Below are 17,391 nucleotides of genomic sequence, written 5' to 3' on the forward strand. Positions count from 1 at the left end.
CCCCTCGCCCCGCCGGCGCCCCCGCCCCGGCCGCCGGCACAGGCGCCCGCGCCGCCCACCGCCCAGGCACAAGGACCGGCACAGGCGCCCACGCCGACGCCGGCCCCCGCTCCCCCACCGCACCACCCCGCGTGGCCCTACGGACACCCCGCCGCGGCTCGCCTTCCCGAGGCCGAGACCGGGGGCGAGTCCGCCTCCGCCCTGCCTCCGCCCCGGTACGGCCACCATGCGGTCGACACCCCGACCGCGTCGTACACCGCCCGGGACCCCGGCGTGGCCCCCGGGCCCGTGACCATGCCCGTCCCCGGGCCCGTGACCATGCCCGTCCCCGGGCCCGTGGCCGCGCACACCCCCGCGTCCGCCCCGCGGACACGGGCACCGCGGCACGGGTCCCGCTCCGCGCGGGCCCGGCGCCGGCGGGCGGGACCACCCGCCAGGGTGGCGGTGCCGCTGCTGCTGCTCGCGCTGGCCTGCTACGCCGTGGGCTTCTGGGCGCTGACCCGGGTCTGAGCCGACGCGGACGCCCTGCGGCGGGCCACGACCGCCCAGCCGCCGAGCACGGCCAGCAGCAGGGTTCCGGTGCCGATCCCCCCGGCGGCTAGCGCCCTCATCGCCGTACCGTCCCCTGCGGCCGCCGGGTCACCGGCCGCGCCCGCAGCGCCCGCCGTGCCGGTCGGCAGGCCGCCTGTGAGGCTGCCGGCGGCGGCCGCGGCCTGCCGGTCCCGGTCGGTGACCCGGAAGACGTCCTTCGGAGTGGACCCTCCGGCGTACCCGGGCCCGGGCTGCCGCGGTGCGCCCTCGACCCGTACACGCAGGGTCAGCGCGAACGGGCCGTCGCCGTATCGCTCGGCGACCCGGCTCGACAGGTGCACGGCCAGGTAGTAGGAGCCGGCGAACCGCATGCCGCTGACCGTGTCGTGGACGGCGTAGCGGTTGCGGTAGTCGACCGGGGGGAGGGCGGCCAGGGCGGCCGACTTCTGGCTGCCGCCGTAGTTCGCCGTCGCGTCCGCGACAGGGCCGCGCACGGGGTTGTACAGGGACAGCCCCAGCGCACCGGCGACGAGCCCGGACCCGTTCTGACGCGTGCTGCCCAGCTCGGCGGTGGCCGACAGCTGCTGGCCCCAGTCGAGAGGCACCTTGTAGAAGAGGGTCTGGCCGGGGATCGCGGTAGCGCTCCAGACGCCCTGCCCCATCGGTGCCGCCGTGGCGAACCCGGCGCCGCCCCGGAGCGCACGAGGGGTACCGGGCTGCGGCGCGGGCGAGGCGGAGTTCCAGGCGTCGGGCGCGCTCGTCGGGCCGGGCTCCTGGAGGGCGGGTTCGGTGGCGGCGGTGAGTTCCAGGTCGAACGTGTCGTCGGCGGCGGGCGAGGACGACGTCCTCAGGCGTTCGACGACGACGTAGTACGTGCCCGCGCCCCGGCAGGCGGACCGGCCATGGTCGGCCTGCCGGACGCCCCACGCCGTGATCGGCCGGGCGCTGCGGGCGGCGCCGAAGCTCGCGGTGTCGGTGGAGCAGTAGTGGCTGTCGGCGTCCTGCAGGGCGACCCGGACACCGTCGGTGACGGCGACGTCGGAGCCCGCCGGGGGAACGGCGGTGACGGCGACGTACGCCGTCGGCGCGGCCTCCAGGTCGAGGCGGTAGTAGGTCTTGCCGCTCGGCGGAAGGGTGGAGCGGTAGCCGGCGCCGGGTTCGAGGAGGCCTGCGTCGGCGGAGGTGGCGGCGGCCGTGAGGCTGCGGTCGGCCGGGTCGAAGGCGTAGCCGCTGCCACTCGCCGCGCCGGCCGCGGCGGCCGGGAGCCCGGGCAGTGCGGCCACCGCACCGAACAAGGCGGCGGCGACGGCCCCGCGGATCGTTGCCCTCGGCGTACGCCGCCCCATGACGCGCCACCCCCTCGCGACCGCTGCTGCACAAAACCCCGACCGCGGCGGCGGTCGGGGTCTGTATCAGATTGTGGTGTCGGGACTCACGAACCCGTGGGCACGGAGTCAGTCGCCTCCGTCCACAGATCCTGCTCGGCGCGATCCGCCTGGATCTGGCGGTACACGAGGAGCCCGCCGATGGCGGCCAGTGCGACCAGGAGAAGCTTCTTCACCGCGCGACCTCGTCTTTCCTTGACGTAGGGGACCTCTGGCGCCCGACTATACACACCGACCGATATCGATCGGTGACCTGGATCCGGGCTCCAACTGGCCCCCCGTGCACCGCACTCGAAGCGGACGCCGCCCCTCCGAGCAGGCCCGCTCCACCCGTGTCCGGGGCCCGTGCCGCCATCCGGGTGGTGTTGCCGGGAACATCGACGCGCCACGGGCGTCGGTCCCCCACTTCGCGACCTCCGTACACATCATGAGGAAAGTACGCAAATCGCCCAACCCGAAAGTGAGGGAATCATGTCCCGGAACCAGGTCAGGACGCTGTGGACCGTCATCGTCACCGCCTTCCTCGCGCTGTGCACGGCGCTCGGGCTGATCACCGCGACCGCCGCCGCTGCGGTAACCCGGAACGAGCCGGCGCGCAACAGCGACCCCGAGGGCGCCGAGAGCCCACAGGTGACGATCCCCACACAGTCCCCCTGGTCCCACGCCCGGGCGCTGCCGCCCACGATGAAGCAGCGCATCCGCGCCGAGGCCCACGGCACATCCCCCCACTGCCGGCACCACCCCCTGACCGACACGGCCTCCGAGACGGCCACCGACACCACCTCCGACGCCTCCTGCGACACGCTCGCCCGAGGAGCCGAGCCCGCGCTTCCTCTCCAGCGCTGAGGCGCGCACCCACACACACGGACGGCGACTTGCGTACGGCAGTCCTGCATGCGGAAAACGGCCCGGCCGCTCGACAGAGCGCCGGGCCGTCGCCGTGTGCCCCTCACCTCACCTCACCTCACCGACGGCCCCGAACCGGTGCCGTCCCCACCCGCTGGCTGATGCCACCCCCACGGCCGACCGCCCTGCTGCGGTGGCGCGGCCATGCCCACATGACGCATCTCGTACGCGTCTGCACCACGGTCTCCCCCGAGGGCGGGAAACGCCCCCACCACACCCTGAGCCCGCGGCTCTCCCTCACCCCGCCGACTGCGCCGGTGGAGACCCAGGCCGACCGGACGGCGGCCTCCCCACGTCCGGGAGGGCGACGATTCACCTGGCGGCCGGCGAACGGTGCCCCCTGCACGCCTCCCGACGCGGCCCCGACGGGCTGGTGCCAGGCGTTGATGCCGAAAGACCCCCGGTCCTGTGGACCGGGGGTCTTTTCGCTGGTGGGGCTAACAGGATTTGAACCTGTGGCCTCATCCTTATCAGGGATGCGCTCTAACCAACTGAGCTATAGCCCCGCCGCGCTCTGCGGTGTGTGTCCCGCGCGCTGACCCCTGAAGATTAGCGCACGACCGCGGCAGTCCCAAAATCGATACCCGAGGGGCCTCACTCGTCCTCGGCGAGGGTCAGCTCGACGCCGCCCACGAAGCCCGCGGAGAGGTTGTAGATGAAGGCGCCGAGGGTCGCCAGGGCCGTCGCGAGGACGACATCGATCACCGCGATGATCGTGCTGAACATCAGGACGTGGGGGAGGGACAGGAACGCCTGCAGGTCGAAGCCGTTCGACTCGTTCGAGCCGGTCGCCTCCGAGATCGTGCCGCCGACCGTGGAGAAGACCCCCATGGCGTCCATGACCATCCACAGCACCGCGGACGCCACGATCGTGCAGACGCCCAGCGCGATGGAGAGCAGGAAGCTGACCTTCATCACCGACCACGGGTCGGCCTTGGCGACGCGCAGCCGCGCCTTGCGGACCCGGGGCATGGTGCGGGCCCCGGTGCGGGGCCGGCGGACCGCGCCGCCCTGGGCGGCGTTCGGCTCATCCGCCTGGGCGCCGGTCGGGTAGGCCTGCGGCGGGTGGTACGGCCCCGCGGGCTGCTGCGACTGCCGTTCCCCCGGCAGCGGTGACGCACCCGGCCCGCCCGCAGCCTGCGTCTGCGGGCCTCGGGTGTCCGTCACAGGTCCCCCCTGGGATCCAGGCATGTCGGGCGAGTCGGCCGCGGACGGCTTCACCGCTTTCAGATTGGTGGTGTGCGGATCGCTCGCGTACGCGGCGGAGCCACGGCCGCCGCCGCCCGTCTCCGTACTGGTACCGGTCGGTCCGGCGCCCGTGGCTCCGCTCACGATGACTCTCTCCTCGTGCTACTCGGCCGAGGGCGCCTCACCCTCGTCCGTGCCGACGGCGGTCTCCTCGGCGGTCTCGTCCACGGCCACGTCGCCGTCGACTTCCTCCGCCTCGCGCCCCGCCTCGGCGTTTCGGGCGATGCCGACCACGGCATCGCGCTTGCCCAGGTTGATCAGTTGGACGCCCATGGTGTCACGGCCCGTCTCCCTGACCTCGTTGACTCGCGTACGAATCACGCCGCCCGAGAGCGTGATGGCGAGGATCTCGTCGGTCTCCTCGACCACCAGCGCGCCGACCAGTGAACCGCGGTCCTCCACGATCTTGGCGGCCTTGATGCCGAGGCCGCCGCGTCCCTGGACGCGGTACTCGTCGACGCGGGTCCGCTTCGCGTACCCACCGTCGGTGGCGGTGAACACGAACGTACCGGGTCGGACGACATTCATCGAGAGCAGTTCGTCTCCCTCACGGAAACTCATGCCCTTCACACCCGACGTCGCCCGCCCCATCGGCCGCAGCGTGTCGTCCGTCGCGGTGAACCTGATCGACTGCGCCTTCCGGCTGATGAGCAGCAGATCGTCGTCGGCCGAGACCAGCTCGGCCCCGATCAGCTCGTCGTCCGAACCGTCCTCCCGCTCCCGGAGGTTGATGGCGATCACACCGCCCGAGCGGGGGGAGTCGTAGTCCTTCAGCGGCGTCTTCTTCACCAGGCCCGCCTTGGTCGCCAGGACCAGGTACGGCGCCGCCTCGTAGTCCCGGATGGCGAGGATCTCGGCAATGGCCTCGTCGGGCTGGAAGGCCAGCAGGTTCGCCACGTGCTGGCCGCGCGCGTCCCGGCCGGCGTCCGGCAGCTCGTAGGCCTTCGCCCGGTACACCCGGCCCTTGTTGGTGAAGAACAGCAGCCAGTGGTGGGTCGTGGAGACGAAGAAGTGGTCGACGATGTCGTCTTCCTTCAGCTTCGTGCCCCGCACGCCCTTGCCGCCGCGCTTCTGCGCCCGGTAGTCGTCGGTCTTGGTGCGCTTGACGTAGCCGCCGCGGGTGACCGTGACGACGATGTCCTCCTCGGCGATCAGGTCCTCGATGGACATGTCGCCGTCGTAGGGCACCAGCATCGTCTTGCGGTCGTCGCCGTACTTCTCGACGATCGCGGTCAGCTCCGCGCTGACGATGCCGCGCTGGCGGACCGGCGAGGCCAGGATCTGGTTGTACTCGTTGATCTTCGCCTGGAGCTCGTCGTGCTCCTGGACGATCTTCTGCCGCTCCAGCGCGGCCAGGCGGCGCAGCTGCATCTCCAGGATGGCGTTCGCCTGGATCTCGTCGATCTCCAGGAGCCCCATCAGGCCGGTGCGCGCGACCTCGACGGTCTCACTGCGCCGGATGAGCGCGATGACCTCGTCGATGGCGTCCAGGGCCTTGAGCAGGCCGCGCAGGATGTGGGCACGCTCCTCGGCCTTGCGCAGCCGGAAGCGCGTACGGCGGACGACGACCTCGATCTGGTGCGTCACCCAGTGGCGGATGAACGCGTCCAGCGACAGGGTGCGCGGCACACCGTCGACCAGCGCCAGCATGTTGGCGCCGAAGTTCGTCTGCAGGTCGGTGTGCTTGTACAGGTTGTTCAGGACGACCTTGGCGACCGCGTCCCGCTTCAGCACGATCACCAGGCGCTGACCGGTGCGCGACGACGTCTCGTCGCGGACGTCCGCGATGCCGCCGATCCTGCCGTCCTTCACCAGGTCGGCGATCTTCTGCGCCAGGTTGTCCGGGTTCACCTGGTACGGCAGCTCGGTGACCACCAGGCACTGGCGGTTCTGGATCTCCTCGACCTCGACCACCGCGCGCATGGTGATGGAGCCGCGGCCGGTGCGGTAGGCCTCCTCGATGCCCTTGCGGCCCACCACCAGCGCGCCGGTGGGGAAGTCCGGGCCCTTGATCCGCTCGATCAGCGCGTCCAGGAGCTCCTCGTGCGAGGCCTCCGGGTTCTCCAGGTACCACTGGGCGCCGGACGCGACCTCGCGCAGGTTGTGCGGCGGGATGTTGGTCGCCATGCCGACCGCGATCCCGGCCGAGCCGTTGATCAGCAGGTTCGGGAAACGGGACGGCAGGACGGTCGGCTCCTGCGAGCGGCCGTCGTAGTTGTCCGTGAAGTCGACGGTCTCCTCGTCGATGTCGCGGACCATCTCCATCGACAGCGGCGCCATCTTGCACTCGGTGTAGCGCATGGCCGCCGCCGGGTCGTTGCCCGGGGAGCCGAAGTTGCCGTTGGAGTCGACCAGCGGCATGCGCATAGCCCACGGCTGGGCGAGACGGACCAGCGCGTCGTAGATGGAGGAGTCGCCGTGCGGGTGGTAGTTACCCATGACGTCGCCGACGACGCGGGCGCACTTGTAGAAGCCGCGCTCGGGGCGGTAGCCGCCGTCGTACATCGCGTACAGCACGCGGCGGTGGACGGGCTTGAGGCCGTCCCGCACGTCGGGCAGCGCACGCGAGACGATGACGGACATCGCGTAGTCGAGGTACGAGCGCTGCATCTCCGTCTCGAGCCCGACGGGCTCGACGCGCATGGCGGTCTCGGCGCCCTCGGCAGGGGTGACTGGAGTGTTCTCGTCGGCCATTGCTGGTGAAGATCCTTCCTGGTTCGGTCAGCTGAGACCGACTCAGATGTCGAGGAAGCGGACGTCCTTGGCGTTGCGCTGGATGAACTGGCGGCGTGCCTCGACGTCCTCGCCCATCAGGACCGAGAACAGGTCGTCGGCCTGGGCGGCGTCGTCCAGGGTGACCTGGCCGAGCACACGGTGCTCCTGGTCCATCGTGGTCACGCGCAGTTCCTCGGCGTTCATCTCGCCGAGTCCCTTGAAGCGCTGGATCGAGTCCTCCCTGATCCGCTTGCCGCGCTGGCGCCCCATCTCCAGCAGCGCGTCGCGCTCGCGGTCGGAGTAGGCGTACTCGCTGTCGTCCTTGCCCCACTTGATCTTGTACAGCGGGGGACGGGAGAGGAACACGTGCCCGGCCTCGACCAGCGGGCGCATGAAGCGGAACAGGAACGTCAGCAGCAGGGTGTTGATGTGCTGGCCGTCGACGTCGGCGTCCGCCATCAGGATGATCTTGTGGTAGCGGAGCTTGTCGATGTCGAAGTCCTCGTGCACACCGGTGCCGAAGGCGGAGATCAGCGCCTGGATCTCCTGGTTCTGCAGGATCTTGTCGATCCTGGCCTTCTCGACGTTGAGGATCTTGCCGCGGATCGGGAGGATCGCCTGGTACTCCGGGTTCCGGCCGGACTTGGCCGAGCCGCCGGCGGAGTCGCCCTCGACGATGAAGATCTCGCACTTGGTCGGGTCGTTGGACTGGCAGTCCGACAGCTTGCCCGGCAGGGACGCCGTCTCCAGCAGGCCCTTGCGGCGGGTGAGGTCGCGCGCCTTGCGGGCCGCCACGCGCGCGGTGGCCGCCTGGATGCCCTTGCGGACGATGTCCGCGGCCTCGACCGGGTTCCGGTCCAGCCAGTCGTTGAGGTGCTCGTAGACCGCCTTCTGCACGAAGGTCTTGGCCTCCGTGTTGCCCAGCTTGGTCTTCGTCTGGCCCTCGAACTGCGGCTCGCTCAGCTTGACCGAGATGATCGCCGTCAGACCCTCGCGGATGTCGTCACCGGTGAGGTTGTCGTCCTTCTCGCGCAGCAGCTTCTTGTCGCGCGCGTACTTGTTGATCAGGCTCGTGAGGGCCGCGCGGAAGCCCTCCTCGTGCGTACCGCCCTCGTGGGTGTGGATGATGTTCGCGAAGGAGTACACGCCCTCGCTGTAGCCGCTGTTCCACTGCATCGCGACCTCGAGGGACAGGCTCTTGTCCTTGTCCTCGGCCTCCAGGTCGACCACCGAGGGGTGGACGACCTCTCCCTTGCGGGAGTTGAGGTACTTCACGAAGTCGACGATGCCGCCCTCGTAGTGGTACGTGACGGTCTTGACCTCGGCCTTCTCGTCGGCGCCCGCCTCGTCCGCGCCGCTGGTCGCCTTCGCCGACTCGCGCTCGTCGGTGAGTCTGATCGTCAGACCCTTGTTGAGGAACGCCATCTCCTGGAAGCGCCGCGACAGCGTCTCGAAGGAGTACTCGGTGGTCTCGAAGATGTCCGGGTCGGCCCAGAAGGTGACCGAGGTACCGGTCTCGTCGGTCTCCTCGTGCTGGTCGAGCGGGGCCGTCGGGACGCCCAGCTTGTAGTCCTGCGTCCAGCGATGGCCGTCGGTCCTGATCTCGACGGCGACCTTCGAGGACAGCGCGTTCACGACGGACACGCCCACGCCGTGCAGACCGCCGGAGACCGCGTAACCGCCGCCGCCGAACTTGCCGCCCGCGTGCAGCACGGTCAGCACGACCTCGACGGCCGGCTTGCCCTCGGAGGGCACGATGCCCACGGGGATGCCACGTCCGTTGTCGATGACGCGCACGCCGCCGTCGGGAAGGATCGTCACGTCGATGGTGTCCGCGTAGCCGGCCAGCGCCTCGTCGACCGAGTTGTCGACGACCTCGTACACCAGGTGGTGCAGACCGCGCTCGCCGGTCGAGCCGATGTACATACCGGGTCGCTTGCGGACCGCGTCCAGACCCTCGAGGACGGTGATGGCGCTGGCGTCGTACGAGGCCGCCGCGACCTCGCTGTTCGAGGGGAGGTCGCCCGCGGCGGTCGCGCCTTCGTCGGTGGACGGGAAGTTCTCGTTGGGGTTGCCGGAATCGGCCACGAAGCGCCCTTTCTGGCACAGCACGAGCCGGGCTCGTCGGCGGGTTGCCGGAGCGGCTGCGGCATGTTGCGTTGGTAAGCCTTGATCAGCGTTGCTCAGCGTTGCTCAGCGTTTCCCGGGCGGTCCCCACGATGGGGCGGGATTGACTTCCATTCTACCGGTAGCACTGACACTGATGGGGGTTTGCCGGTCCCTGAGTCCGCATGTGCCGCCCTGAACCGGTCTCGCCCGACTCCCGATATACGGATGGGGGCTCCAAGAGGCTCACAGCGGCACTCAGAGCTTCGGGCTGTCAACCCTTTGCTACTCCCGGGTCAGGTCCGGGGCCGCGCCCCGATCCGCCCCTGCGCGCGACCCCCCGGACCCGGTCCGCCTATGACGTAGCTCACCCGTACGTGTCACCGGGTCCACGGCCGCCCGGAGCGCGCAGGGGACCGTACCGGCGGGCCGGCCCACCGGGGCCCTGCACCCGGATCATGCGCACCCGGCCCTGCCCCAGATCCTCGTTCAGCCGCGCCACCAGCTGCGGAGCCAGCAGACGCAGGTTCGTCGCCCACGCCGTGGAATCGCAGCGCACGACCAGCACCCGCTCGTCCTCGTCGTAGCGCTCCGGCACGCAGTGCTTGGCCACGTCCTCCCCGACGATCTGCGGCCAGCGGCCCATCACCCCGCCCACCGCCGCGGGCGCCTCCCAGCCCCGCTCGGTGATCAGCCGGTTGATCGCGGCCCCCAGCGCCATCGGGTCCCGCCCGTCCGCACGCGCGCCCGACCGCAGCCCACCACGCCGCGCCTGCCGCTTCTGCTGCACCGCGTCCCCCCGGGCACGCGCCGCCTCCTTCGCCGCCCGCAGCGCCACCCGCGCGAGATCGACACCCGAGGGCTCTCGCTCCTCGCCCCGGCCCGGCCCGTCGCCGCTCATACGCGCTCCACCGCCCCGTCCGACACCGCGTACCGCGCCCCGCTCAGCACATGCGGCACGTCGTCGCCGACGGCGGCGGTCACCAGCACCTGCTCGCCGGGCACCACCAGCTCCGCCAGCCGCTCCCGGCGCCGCGCGTCCAGCTCGGCGAAGACGTCGTCGAGGACCAGCACCGGCTCGTTGCCCTCGGCACGCAGCAGGTCGTAGGAGGCCAGCCGCAGCGCCAAGGCGTACGACCAGGACTCGCCGTGCGAGGCGTACCCCTTCGCGGGGAGCCGGCCGAGCTTGAGCACCAGGTCGTCGCGGTGCGGCCCCACCAGCGTCACCCCGCGCTCGATCTCCTGCCGGCGGACGTCCGCCAGTGCCGCCATCACCTGCGCGTACAGATCCTCACGGCTCACCGCCTCACCCGGCGCCGACGGCCTGTACTCCAGCTGGACCGGACCCCCGCCCGGCGCCAGCTGCTCGTACGCCTTGTCGGCCAGCGGCTGGATCACCGCGATCAGGTCGAGCCGCTGCGCGAGCAGCTCGGCACCCGCCCGCGCCAGGTGCTGGTCCCACACGTCCAGGGTCGACAGGTCCATGGCACGCCCGCCGTGCCGACGGGCCAGCGCGGCACTCTTCAGCAGGGTGTTGCGCTGCTTGAGCACCCGCTCGTAGTCCGCACGCACCCCCGCCATGCGCGGCGACCGCGCGGTGATCAGCTCGTCGAGGAAGCGGCGCCGCTCCCCCGGATCACCCTTCACCAGCGCGAGATCCTCCGGGGCGAACAGGACCGTCCGCACGATCCCCAGCACGTCACGCGGCCTGACCTGCGACGACCTGTTGATACGAGCCCGGTTCGCCTTGCCCGGGTTCAGCTCCAGCTCCACCAGTTGCCGCCGCTCGCCCTGCCGGACCTGCGCACGGATCACGGCCCGGTCGGCTCCCATGCGGACCAGCGGCGCGTCGGAGGCCACCCGGTGGCTGCCGAGGGTGGCGAGATAGCCGACGGCCTCGACGAGGTTCGTCTTGCCCTGCCCGTTGGGGCCGACGAAAGCGGTGACGCCCGGGTCCAGCGGGACCTCGACCCGGGCGTAGGAGCGGAAGTCGGCCAGCGACAGGTGCGTCACGTGCATGGTCGTTCGCCGACCTCCCCGGCGTTCAGGTGGTACTGCGTGGATCGTTACTTCTTCTCGACCGCGTGGCCGCCGAACTGGTTGCGCAGCGCCGCGATCATCTTCATCTGGGGCGAGTCCTCCTGGCGGGAGGCGAACCGCGCGAACAGCGAGGCCGTGATCGCCGGAAGCGGAACCGCGTTGTCGATGGCGGCCTCCACGGTCCAGCGTCCCTCACCGGAGTCCTGTGCATGACCCCGCAGGTCGTCCAGGTGCTCGTCCTCGTCGAGAGCGTTCACCGCGAGGTCGAGCAGCCAGGAACGGATGACCGTGCCCTCCTGCCAGGAGCGGAAGACCTCGCGGACGTTCTCCACGGAGTCGGCCTTCTCCAGCAGTTCCCAGCCCTCGGCGTAGGCCTGCATCATCGCGTACTCGATGCCGTTGTGGACCATCTTCGCGAAGTGGCCCGCACCGACCCGGCCCGCGTGCACCGCCCCGAAGTCACCCTCCGGCTTGAGCGCGTCGAAGACCGGCTGCACCTTGGCGACGTCGTCCGCACCGCCTCCGTACATCAGCGCGTAGCCGTTCTCCAGGCCCCACACGCCGCCGGAGACACCGCAGTCGACGAAACCTATGCCCTTGGCCGCCAGTTCCCGGGCGTGCCTCTCGTCGTCCGTCCAGCGGGAGTTGCCGCCGTCCACGACCACGTCACCCGGCTCCAGCAACCGTGCCAGCTCGTCGATCGTGGACTGGGTGGCCTCGCCGGCCGGGACCATCACCCACACCGCACGCGGGCCGGAGAGCTTGCCCACAAGCTCCTCCAGGCTGTGGACGTCGGCGAGGTCCGGGTTGCGGTCGTATCCGACGACGGTGTGGCCCGCGCGGCGGATCCGCTCGCGCATGTTGCCGCCCATCTTGCCGAGGCCGACGAGACCGAGCTCCATCAGTTGTTTCCTTAGGTCGCTGTGTGGCGTGCGGGGCACGCTCGCACCCCTGGGGCACCCTCGTACCCCTGTCCGAGCCTAAACCCGGACGGTCACGCACAGCTGTGGGCATACGCGCTCATACGTACACCCTCACCTGCGGGTTCTCCCACAGGCCGGGGACAGTTGTGCACCGGCCTGTGGACAACAACCGGGAGCCTCAGCCGCTCAGCCGCTCAGCCGCTCAGCCGCACCGGCATGATCAGGTACTTGTAGGCCGTGTCCGCCTCGGCGTCCACCGCCGGCTTGCCGGACAGCAGCGCGGGCTTGGTCGACGTCGTGAACGACAGCTGCGCCACGGGGGAGTCGATCGCGCTCAGACCGTCCAGCAGGAACGTCGGGTTGAAGGCGATCGAGATGTCGTCGCCCTCCAGCTGCGCGTCCACCCGCTCCACAGCCTGTGCGTCGTCGCTGGAGCCGGCCTCCAGGATGAGCACACCCTGCTCGAAGCTGAGCCGCACCGGGGTGTTGCGCTCGGCGACCAGCGCCACGCGCTTGACGGCCTCCACGAACGGCGCGGTCTCGATGGTGGCCACGCTGTTGAACTCCGTCGGGAACAGCGTCCGGTACTTCGGGAGGTCGCCCTCCAGCAGCCGGGTCGTCGTCCTCCGCCCGGCGCCCTCGAAGCCGATCAGGCCCTCGCCCGCACCCGAGCCCGACAACGCCAGCGTGACGCTGTCACCGGCGCCCAGCGACTTCGCGGTGTCCAGCAGCGTCTTGGCGGGCACCAGGGCGACCGCCGAGGCGTCCGGGTTCTCCGGCTTCCACAGGAACTCACGGACCGCGAAGCGGTAGCGGTCGGTGGAGGCCAGCGTGACCGTGTCGCCCTCGATCTCGATGCGCACACCGGTCAGCACGGGCAGCGTGTCGTCCCGGCCCGCGGCGATGGCGACCTGCTGCACCGCCGCGGAGAAGACCTCGCCGGGCACGGTGCCCGTCGCGTTCGGCATCTGCGGCAGCGCCGGGTACTCCTCGACGGGCAGCGTGTGGAGGGTGAAGCGCGAGGAGCCGCAGACCACCGTCGCCCGTACACCGTCCGTGGAGATCTCCACCGGCCGGTTGGGCAGGGCGCGGGAGATGTCCGCGAGCAGCCGGCCCGAGACCAGGACGGTGCCCTCCTCCTCGACCTCGGCGTCGACGCTCACGCGGGCGGAGACCTCGTAGTCGAAGCTGGACAGGCTCAGCTGGCCGTCCTCGGCCTTCAGCAGCAGGCCGGCGAGCACAGGCGCCGGTGGACGGGCCGGGAGGCTGCGCGCCGCCCAGGCCACTGCCTCCGCGAGTACGTCGCGTTCCACCCGGATCTTCACCGTAAGCCGCCTCCTGCTGTTGCCGGCGCTTCTCGCCCTGCTTCGCCTTCGTCGTCTGTCCCGGTGTCAGCCGCCCCGGAGAGGGGAAGGACACCGGGGAACAGTCTGACGCACCGCAGTGACAGTAGGTGCCTCTCGGGGTCAAGTCGTGACGAGGGGCGGTCGGGCAGCTCGGGGCGAGTTGTGCACAGGTCCCGCTTCGAAACGGATTCCAGGCTCTCTCTAGTCGTTCGTAGTAGTAGGGCCTGTGGAAACCGTGGATAACCACGTTTGCGCAGCTCAGCGCGGAAATTTTGTCCACTGGCCCTGTGGGCGGAGGCAGTGGACAACCGGGTGTCTCTGTGGAGAACGGAAAGTTCTGCACATCCCGTGCACAGGCCGAGGGCAGTTCTCCCCAGACCTGTCCCCAGCTTTACCCCGCTTTCCCACAGCCCAACCAGGCACCTTGTTGTGACGGCTTTCACTCCGGCCGGTGAGGAGCCGCGCCGGGTTGCCGAACAGTGGACAGAGATGTGGAGAAGCCACCGATCGCTGGGGACAACCGGTGGGAAGCTGTGAGTTGCTCGTGGACAACTTCGTACACAGCTTGTGGACCGCCGCGTTGTCCACAGGCTGTGGAGATCTTTTGTCCACGAATCCACATGCTGCTGACCTGCCAGGACGTCTCCAGGGTGGCCGCCCTGTGGACAGTGATCTGGAGAACTTCGCGGTCCCCAGTCTGTGGACGGAAGAAAGTCCCCCAATCTGTGGAGAAGAGCCGTAACCCCGCAGCTATTCGAACAGCGAGGGGCACGCGTGTGCCGGCGGCACCGCGCCGCCGCAGGACGAAGGGCGCCTCCGGAACCCGTCCGGAGGCGCCCTTCGGTCGCCGTGGGTGGTGGTGCTCGGCCGTGCCCGGCGGCGCCGCACGTGGTCTCGGGCGGCCCTGCCCGGGCCCGTTCCGCGGCCGTGCGTGTGCCGTCCGTGCCGTGGGCGGCACAGACGGGGGCGGGTGCTTGGCGGTGCCGTGGGCAGCCGCGTCAGCCGTTCTTGATCCGGTTGGTCAGCTCGGTCACCTGGTTGTAGATGGAGCGCCGCTCGGCCATCAGGTTCCGGATCTTGCGGTCCGCGTGCATGACCGTCGTGTGGTCACGCCCGCCGAACAGCGCCCCGATCTTCGGCAGCGACAGGTCCGTCAGCTCGCGGCACAGATACATGGCGATCTGCCGCGCGGTGACCAGGGCCCGGCCGCGCGAGGTGCCGCACAGGTCCTCCACCGTCAGCCCGAAGTAGTCCGCCGTGGCGCTCATGATGGCCGTCGACGTGATCTCGGGCGCCGAGTCCTCACCACCGGGGATCAGGTCCTTCAGGACGATCTCCGTCAGGCCCAGGTCCACCGGCTGCCGGTTGAGCGACGCGAACGCCGTCACCCGGATCAGCGCGCCCTCCAGCTCGCGGATGTTGCGCGAGATGCGGGAGGCGATGAACTCCAGCACCTCCGGTGGGGCGTTCAGCTGCTCCTGCACCGCCTTCTTGCGCAGGATCGCGATCCGCGTCTCCAGCTCGGGCGGCTGCACGTCGGTGATCAGCCCCCACTCGAAGCGGTTGCGCAACCGGTCCTCCAGCGTGACCAGCTGCTTGGGCGGCCGGTCGGAGGACAGCACGATCTGCTTGTTGGCGTTGTGGAGCGTGTTGAAGGTGTGGAAGAACTCCTCCTGAGTCGACTCCTTGTCCGCCAGGAACTGGATGTCGTCGACGAGCAGGATGTCCATCTCGCGGTAGCGCTTGCGGAAGCTGTCGCCCTTGCCGTCGCGGATGGAGTTGATGAACTCGTTGGTGAACTCCTCCGAGCTCACGTACCGCACCCGCGTGCCCGGGTAGAGGCTGCGCGCGTAGTGCCCGATGGCGTGCAGCAGGTGCGTCTTGCCGAGCCCGGACTCCCCGTAGATGAACAGCGGGTTGTAGGCCTTCGCCGGCGCCTCCGCGACGGCGACCGCGGCAGCGTGCGCGAAGCGGTTCGAGGCGCCGATGACGAAGGTGTCGAAGAGGTACTTCGGGTTGAGCCGCGCGGTCGGCTCGCCCGGTCCGGTCGCCGGCGCCGGCTGCGCCGCCAGCGGACCGGGGGCGCCGGTGGCCGGCAGGTTCGGGCCGACGGGACCGCCGCGGTGCACGTGTCCGGAGCCGGGCGGCGGCTCGGGCAGCTCGCGCCGGCCGCCGTCCCGCTGGTCGTAGTCCCCGCGCGGGTGCTCGTACTCGCCGCGCGGGGCGTCGTAGTCGGCACGCTGGTCGTAGGGCGGGCGCTCGGGCCGGTCCATGGACGGCGCGCGGTAGTCCTGGGGGCCGTAGGAGTCCTGCGAGGACGGTGAGGCGTACGGGTCGCGCTCGGGAAAGCCGAGCCGCTGCTGCTGCCAGCCGTAGTCGTCCTGCGCGGAACGCGGCCAGGCGCCCGGCTCGGGGCGCTGGTACTCCGAGGGGTAGGCCGGCCGGGCGGTCGGCAGCTGGTCGGGGCGGGGGCCCGGAAGCTGGTCGTCGCCGCGGCCCGGCAGGTGCTCGGCGCGGTGGCGGCCGTAGCCCCCGTCGTAGGGAGCCTCGTACGGGGAGTCGTACGCGGGCAGTTCGGGCTGCTCGTCGTAGCGCTGCGGCTGCTGGGCCGGAGGCGCGGGCGGGGCCGGGGCCGGGGCGGGGGCCGTGGGCTCTCCCACGGAGTCGTCGACGGTGATCGCGATGCGGATCGGGCGCCCGCACTCGCGGCTCAATGTGTCGCTGACGATCGGGGCGAGCCTGCCCTCCAGTACGCCTTTCGCGAATTCGTTCGGTACGGCGAGGAGGGCCGTGTCGGCGACCAGCGCGAGCGGCTGGGTGCGCCGGAGCCAGCGCTCGTCCTTGGCCTCGACACCCTGGCCGCGTCCCTCACCGAGGAGCTGCTCCAGCACGTGCGGCCACACTGCGGCAAGATCGGCAGGTACGTCAGCCACAGGGCACGCTCTCTCGCAGGTCCCACGATCGTGTGATCCGGGACGGGTCGGGATGTGAATCGGTGTGGGTCGGGGACAAGGGAACGAATCGGAGTTCAGCCACGGTAGTCAGCGCGGCGGGTGCGGTTCAAGTTGTTGTCCCCAGCCTGTGGATAGTGTCTCTTGGTGCTCCCTGGTTTGACCGGATGGCGTAGCCGCGCGTACCGTAACCAGGTCGAGTTGTCGATGGCTGCTGCCGCCTGCCTCCGATGGGCACAGATCGCGTTCAAGGTGATCGGAAAGCGGTGCACTGGGGCGTGACTGCGAACTAATCGTGGGCGCACGGTGACAGCCAGGACGGCACCCCGCCAACACCCGATTTCTTCTGGAGCCCCCGAGTGAGCAAGCGCACCTTCCAGCCGAACAACCGTCGTCGCGCGAAGACCCACGGCTTCCGGCTGCGTATGCGCACCCGTGCCGGCCGCGCGATTCTCGCGTCCCGCCGCAGCAAGGGTCGCGCCCGTCTGTCCGCCTGATCCCGATCAGGTCATGACGTCGTGCTGCCCACCGAGAACCGGCTGAGGCGGCGCGAGGACTTCGCGACCGCGGTACGACGGGGACGCCGGGCGGGCCGCCCGTCCCTCGTCGTCCACCTTCGTAGCGGTGCCACGGACCCGCACGCGCCTGGGGAGAGCGCTCCTCCGACGCGTGCGGGTTTCGTCGTGAGCAAGGCGGTGGGCGGTGCGGTCGTCCGCAACAAGGTGAAGCGCAGACTGCGTCACCTGATGCGGGACCGGATCGCTCAGCTTCCCCCCGGTAGCCTGGTAGTGGTACGGGCGCTGCCCGGTGCGGGTGACGCCGACCATGCACATCTGGCCCGGGACCTGGACGCCGCCCTCGAACGGCTACTGGGAGGGGGCACGCGATGAAGTATCCGTTGCTGGCTCTGATCAAGCTGTACCAGTGGACGATCAGTCCCCTGCTGGGGCCGGTCTGCAAGTACTACCCGTCGTGCTCCCACTACGGCTACACGGCGATCGACCGACACGGAGCGATCAAGGGAACGGCACTCACGGCCTGGCGCATTCTGCGGTGCAATCCGTGGTCGCTGGGCGGTGTGGACCATGTTCCGCCGCGCAAGCGCCCGCGGTGGCACGAAATGCTGCGTGACGCCTGGCGTGCACGCAGGGGCGGGACCTCCGCCGCCGAACCGGGCCCCGACGGGGACACCTCGACGGGCCCGGCCGCAGAGACCTCGTCCCATGCCCAAGGAGCATGA

At 70.5% G+C, this 17,391-nt stretch carries 14 protein-coding genes, 1 tRNA gene and 1 pseudogene; 5 read left to right on the forward strand and 11 right to left on the reverse strand.

What is annotated here, in order from left to right; translation table 11 throughout:
- Positions 1–510 (forward strand): annotated as a pseudogene (locus I3F54_RS14485) (serine/threonine protein kinase); the annotation flags it as partial.
- Here the strand turns inward: I3F54_RS14485 and I3F54_RS14490 are convergent.
- Together I3F54_RS14490 and I3F54_RS14495 are read right to left on the reverse strand one after the other, a co-directional pair.
- Positions 474–1,877 carry a hypothetical protein gene (locus I3F54_RS14490; protein ID WP_240119150.1) on the reverse strand — a complete coding sequence of 468 codons (1,404 nt, stop codon included), beginning with the start codon at positions 1,875–1,877 and terminating at the stop codon, positions 474–476. The pseudogene I3F54_RS14485 and the gene I3F54_RS14490 overlap by 37 nt on opposite strands.
- An 86-nt stretch (positions 1,878–1,963) precedes the next feature.
- Positions 1,964–2,092 carry a DLW-39 family protein gene (locus I3F54_RS14495; protein ID WP_003999697.1) on the reverse strand — a complete coding sequence of 43 codons (129 nt, stop codon included), beginning with the start codon at positions 2,090–2,092 and terminating at the stop codon, positions 1,964–1,966.
- A gap of 295 nt (positions 2,093–2,387) precedes the next feature.
- On the opposite strand from I3F54_RS14495, the gene I3F54_RS14500 reads away from it, so the two are divergent.
- The gene (locus tag I3F54_RS14500; protein ID WP_240119151.1) at positions 2,388–2,762 is read left to right on the forward strand and encodes a DUF6344 domain-containing protein; all 375 of its coding nucleotides are present in this window, start codon (positions 2,388–2,390) and stop codon (positions 2,760–2,762) included.
- A gap of 489 nt (positions 2,763–3,251) precedes the next feature.
- On the opposite strand, the gene I3F54_RS14505 is transcribed toward I3F54_RS14500, so the two are convergent.
- The 9 genes from I3F54_RS14505 to dnaA all read right to left on the reverse strand — a co-directional run bounded on the left by I3F54_RS14505 (position 3,252) and on the right by dnaA (position 16,133).
- A tRNA-Ile gene (locus tag I3F54_RS14505) sits at positions 3,252–3,328 on the reverse strand.
- Positions 3,329–3,416: 88 nt separating this feature from the next.
- Complete coding sequence (locus I3F54_RS14510) at positions 3,417–4,154, reverse strand: DUF3566 domain-containing protein (RefSeq protein ID WP_240119152.1); 738 nt, start codon at positions 4,152–4,154, stop codon at positions 3,417–3,419.
- An 18-nt stretch (positions 4,155–4,172) separates the two neighbouring features.
- On the reverse strand, positions 4,173–6,764 hold the full coding sequence (gene gyrA, locus I3F54_RS14515; protein ID WP_240119153.1) for a DNA gyrase subunit A: 2,592 nt from the start codon (positions 6,762–6,764) through the stop codon (positions 4,173–4,175).
- Positions 6,765–6,806: 42 nt separating this feature from the next.
- On the reverse strand, positions 6,807–8,897 hold the full coding sequence (gene gyrB / locus I3F54_RS14520) for a DNA topoisomerase (ATP-hydrolyzing) subunit B (protein WP_308373508.1): 2,091 nt from the start codon (positions 8,895–8,897) through the stop codon (positions 6,807–6,809).
- Between the two features lie 361 nt (positions 8,898–9,258).
- On the reverse strand, positions 9,259–9,792 hold the full coding sequence (locus tag I3F54_RS14525) for a DUF721 domain-containing protein (RefSeq protein ID WP_240119154.1): 534 nt from the start codon (positions 9,790–9,792) through the stop codon (positions 9,259–9,261).
- Complete coding sequence (gene recF / locus I3F54_RS14530) at positions 9,789–10,910, reverse strand: DNA replication/repair protein RecF (RefSeq protein ID WP_240119155.1); 1,122 nt, start codon at positions 10,908–10,910, stop codon at positions 9,789–9,791. The genes I3F54_RS14525 and recF overlap by 4 nt, the downstream gene beginning before the upstream one ends.
- 47 nt (positions 10,911–10,957) lie before the next feature.
- Positions 10,958–11,833, reverse strand: coding sequence for a phosphogluconate dehydrogenase (NAD(+)-dependent, decarboxylating) (gene gnd, locus I3F54_RS14535; protein WP_240119156.1), 876 nt, complete (start codon positions 11,831–11,833; stop codon positions 10,958–10,960).
- A gap of 215 nt (positions 11,834–12,048) precedes the next feature.
- Complete coding sequence (dnaN, locus tag I3F54_RS14540; RefSeq protein WP_240119157.1) at positions 12,049–13,179, reverse strand: DNA polymerase III subunit beta; 1,131 nt, start codon at positions 13,177–13,179, stop codon at positions 12,049–12,051.
- A gap of 1,019 nt (positions 13,180–14,198) precedes the next feature.
- Complete coding sequence (gene dnaA / locus I3F54_RS14545) at positions 14,199–16,133, reverse strand: chromosomal replication initiator protein DnaA (RefSeq protein ID WP_308373509.1); 1,935 nt, start codon at positions 16,131–16,133, stop codon at positions 14,199–14,201.
- Positions 16,134–16,510: 377 nt separating this feature from the next.
- Here dnaA and rpmH point away from each other — a divergent pair, with 377 nt between their 5' ends.
- The 3 genes from rpmH to yidD are packed head-to-tail and all read left to right on the forward strand — an operon-like array spanning position 16,511 to position 17,391.
- Positions 16,511–16,648 (forward strand): 50S ribosomal protein L34, encoded by a 138-nt coding sequence (rpmH, locus tag I3F54_RS14550; protein WP_003956500.1) that lies wholly within the window; start codon positions 16,511–16,513, stop codon positions 16,646–16,648.
- Positions 16,649–16,669: 21 nt separating this feature from the next.
- Positions 16,670–17,041 (forward strand): ribonuclease P protein component, encoded by a 372-nt coding sequence (rnpA, locus tag I3F54_RS14555; RefSeq protein ID WP_240119158.1) that lies wholly within the window; start codon positions 16,670–16,672, stop codon positions 17,039–17,041.
- Complete coding sequence (gene yidD, locus I3F54_RS14560) at positions 17,038–17,391, forward strand: membrane protein insertion efficiency factor YidD (RefSeq protein WP_240119159.1); 354 nt, start codon at positions 17,038–17,040, stop codon at positions 17,389–17,391. The genes rnpA and yidD overlap by 4 nt, the downstream gene beginning before the upstream one ends.

The sequence above is a fragment of the Streptomyces sp. MUM 2J genome (genome assembly GCF_022414535.1).
Taxonomy (GTDB): Bacteria; Actinomycetota; Actinomycetes; order Streptomycetales; family Streptomycetaceae; genus Streptomyces.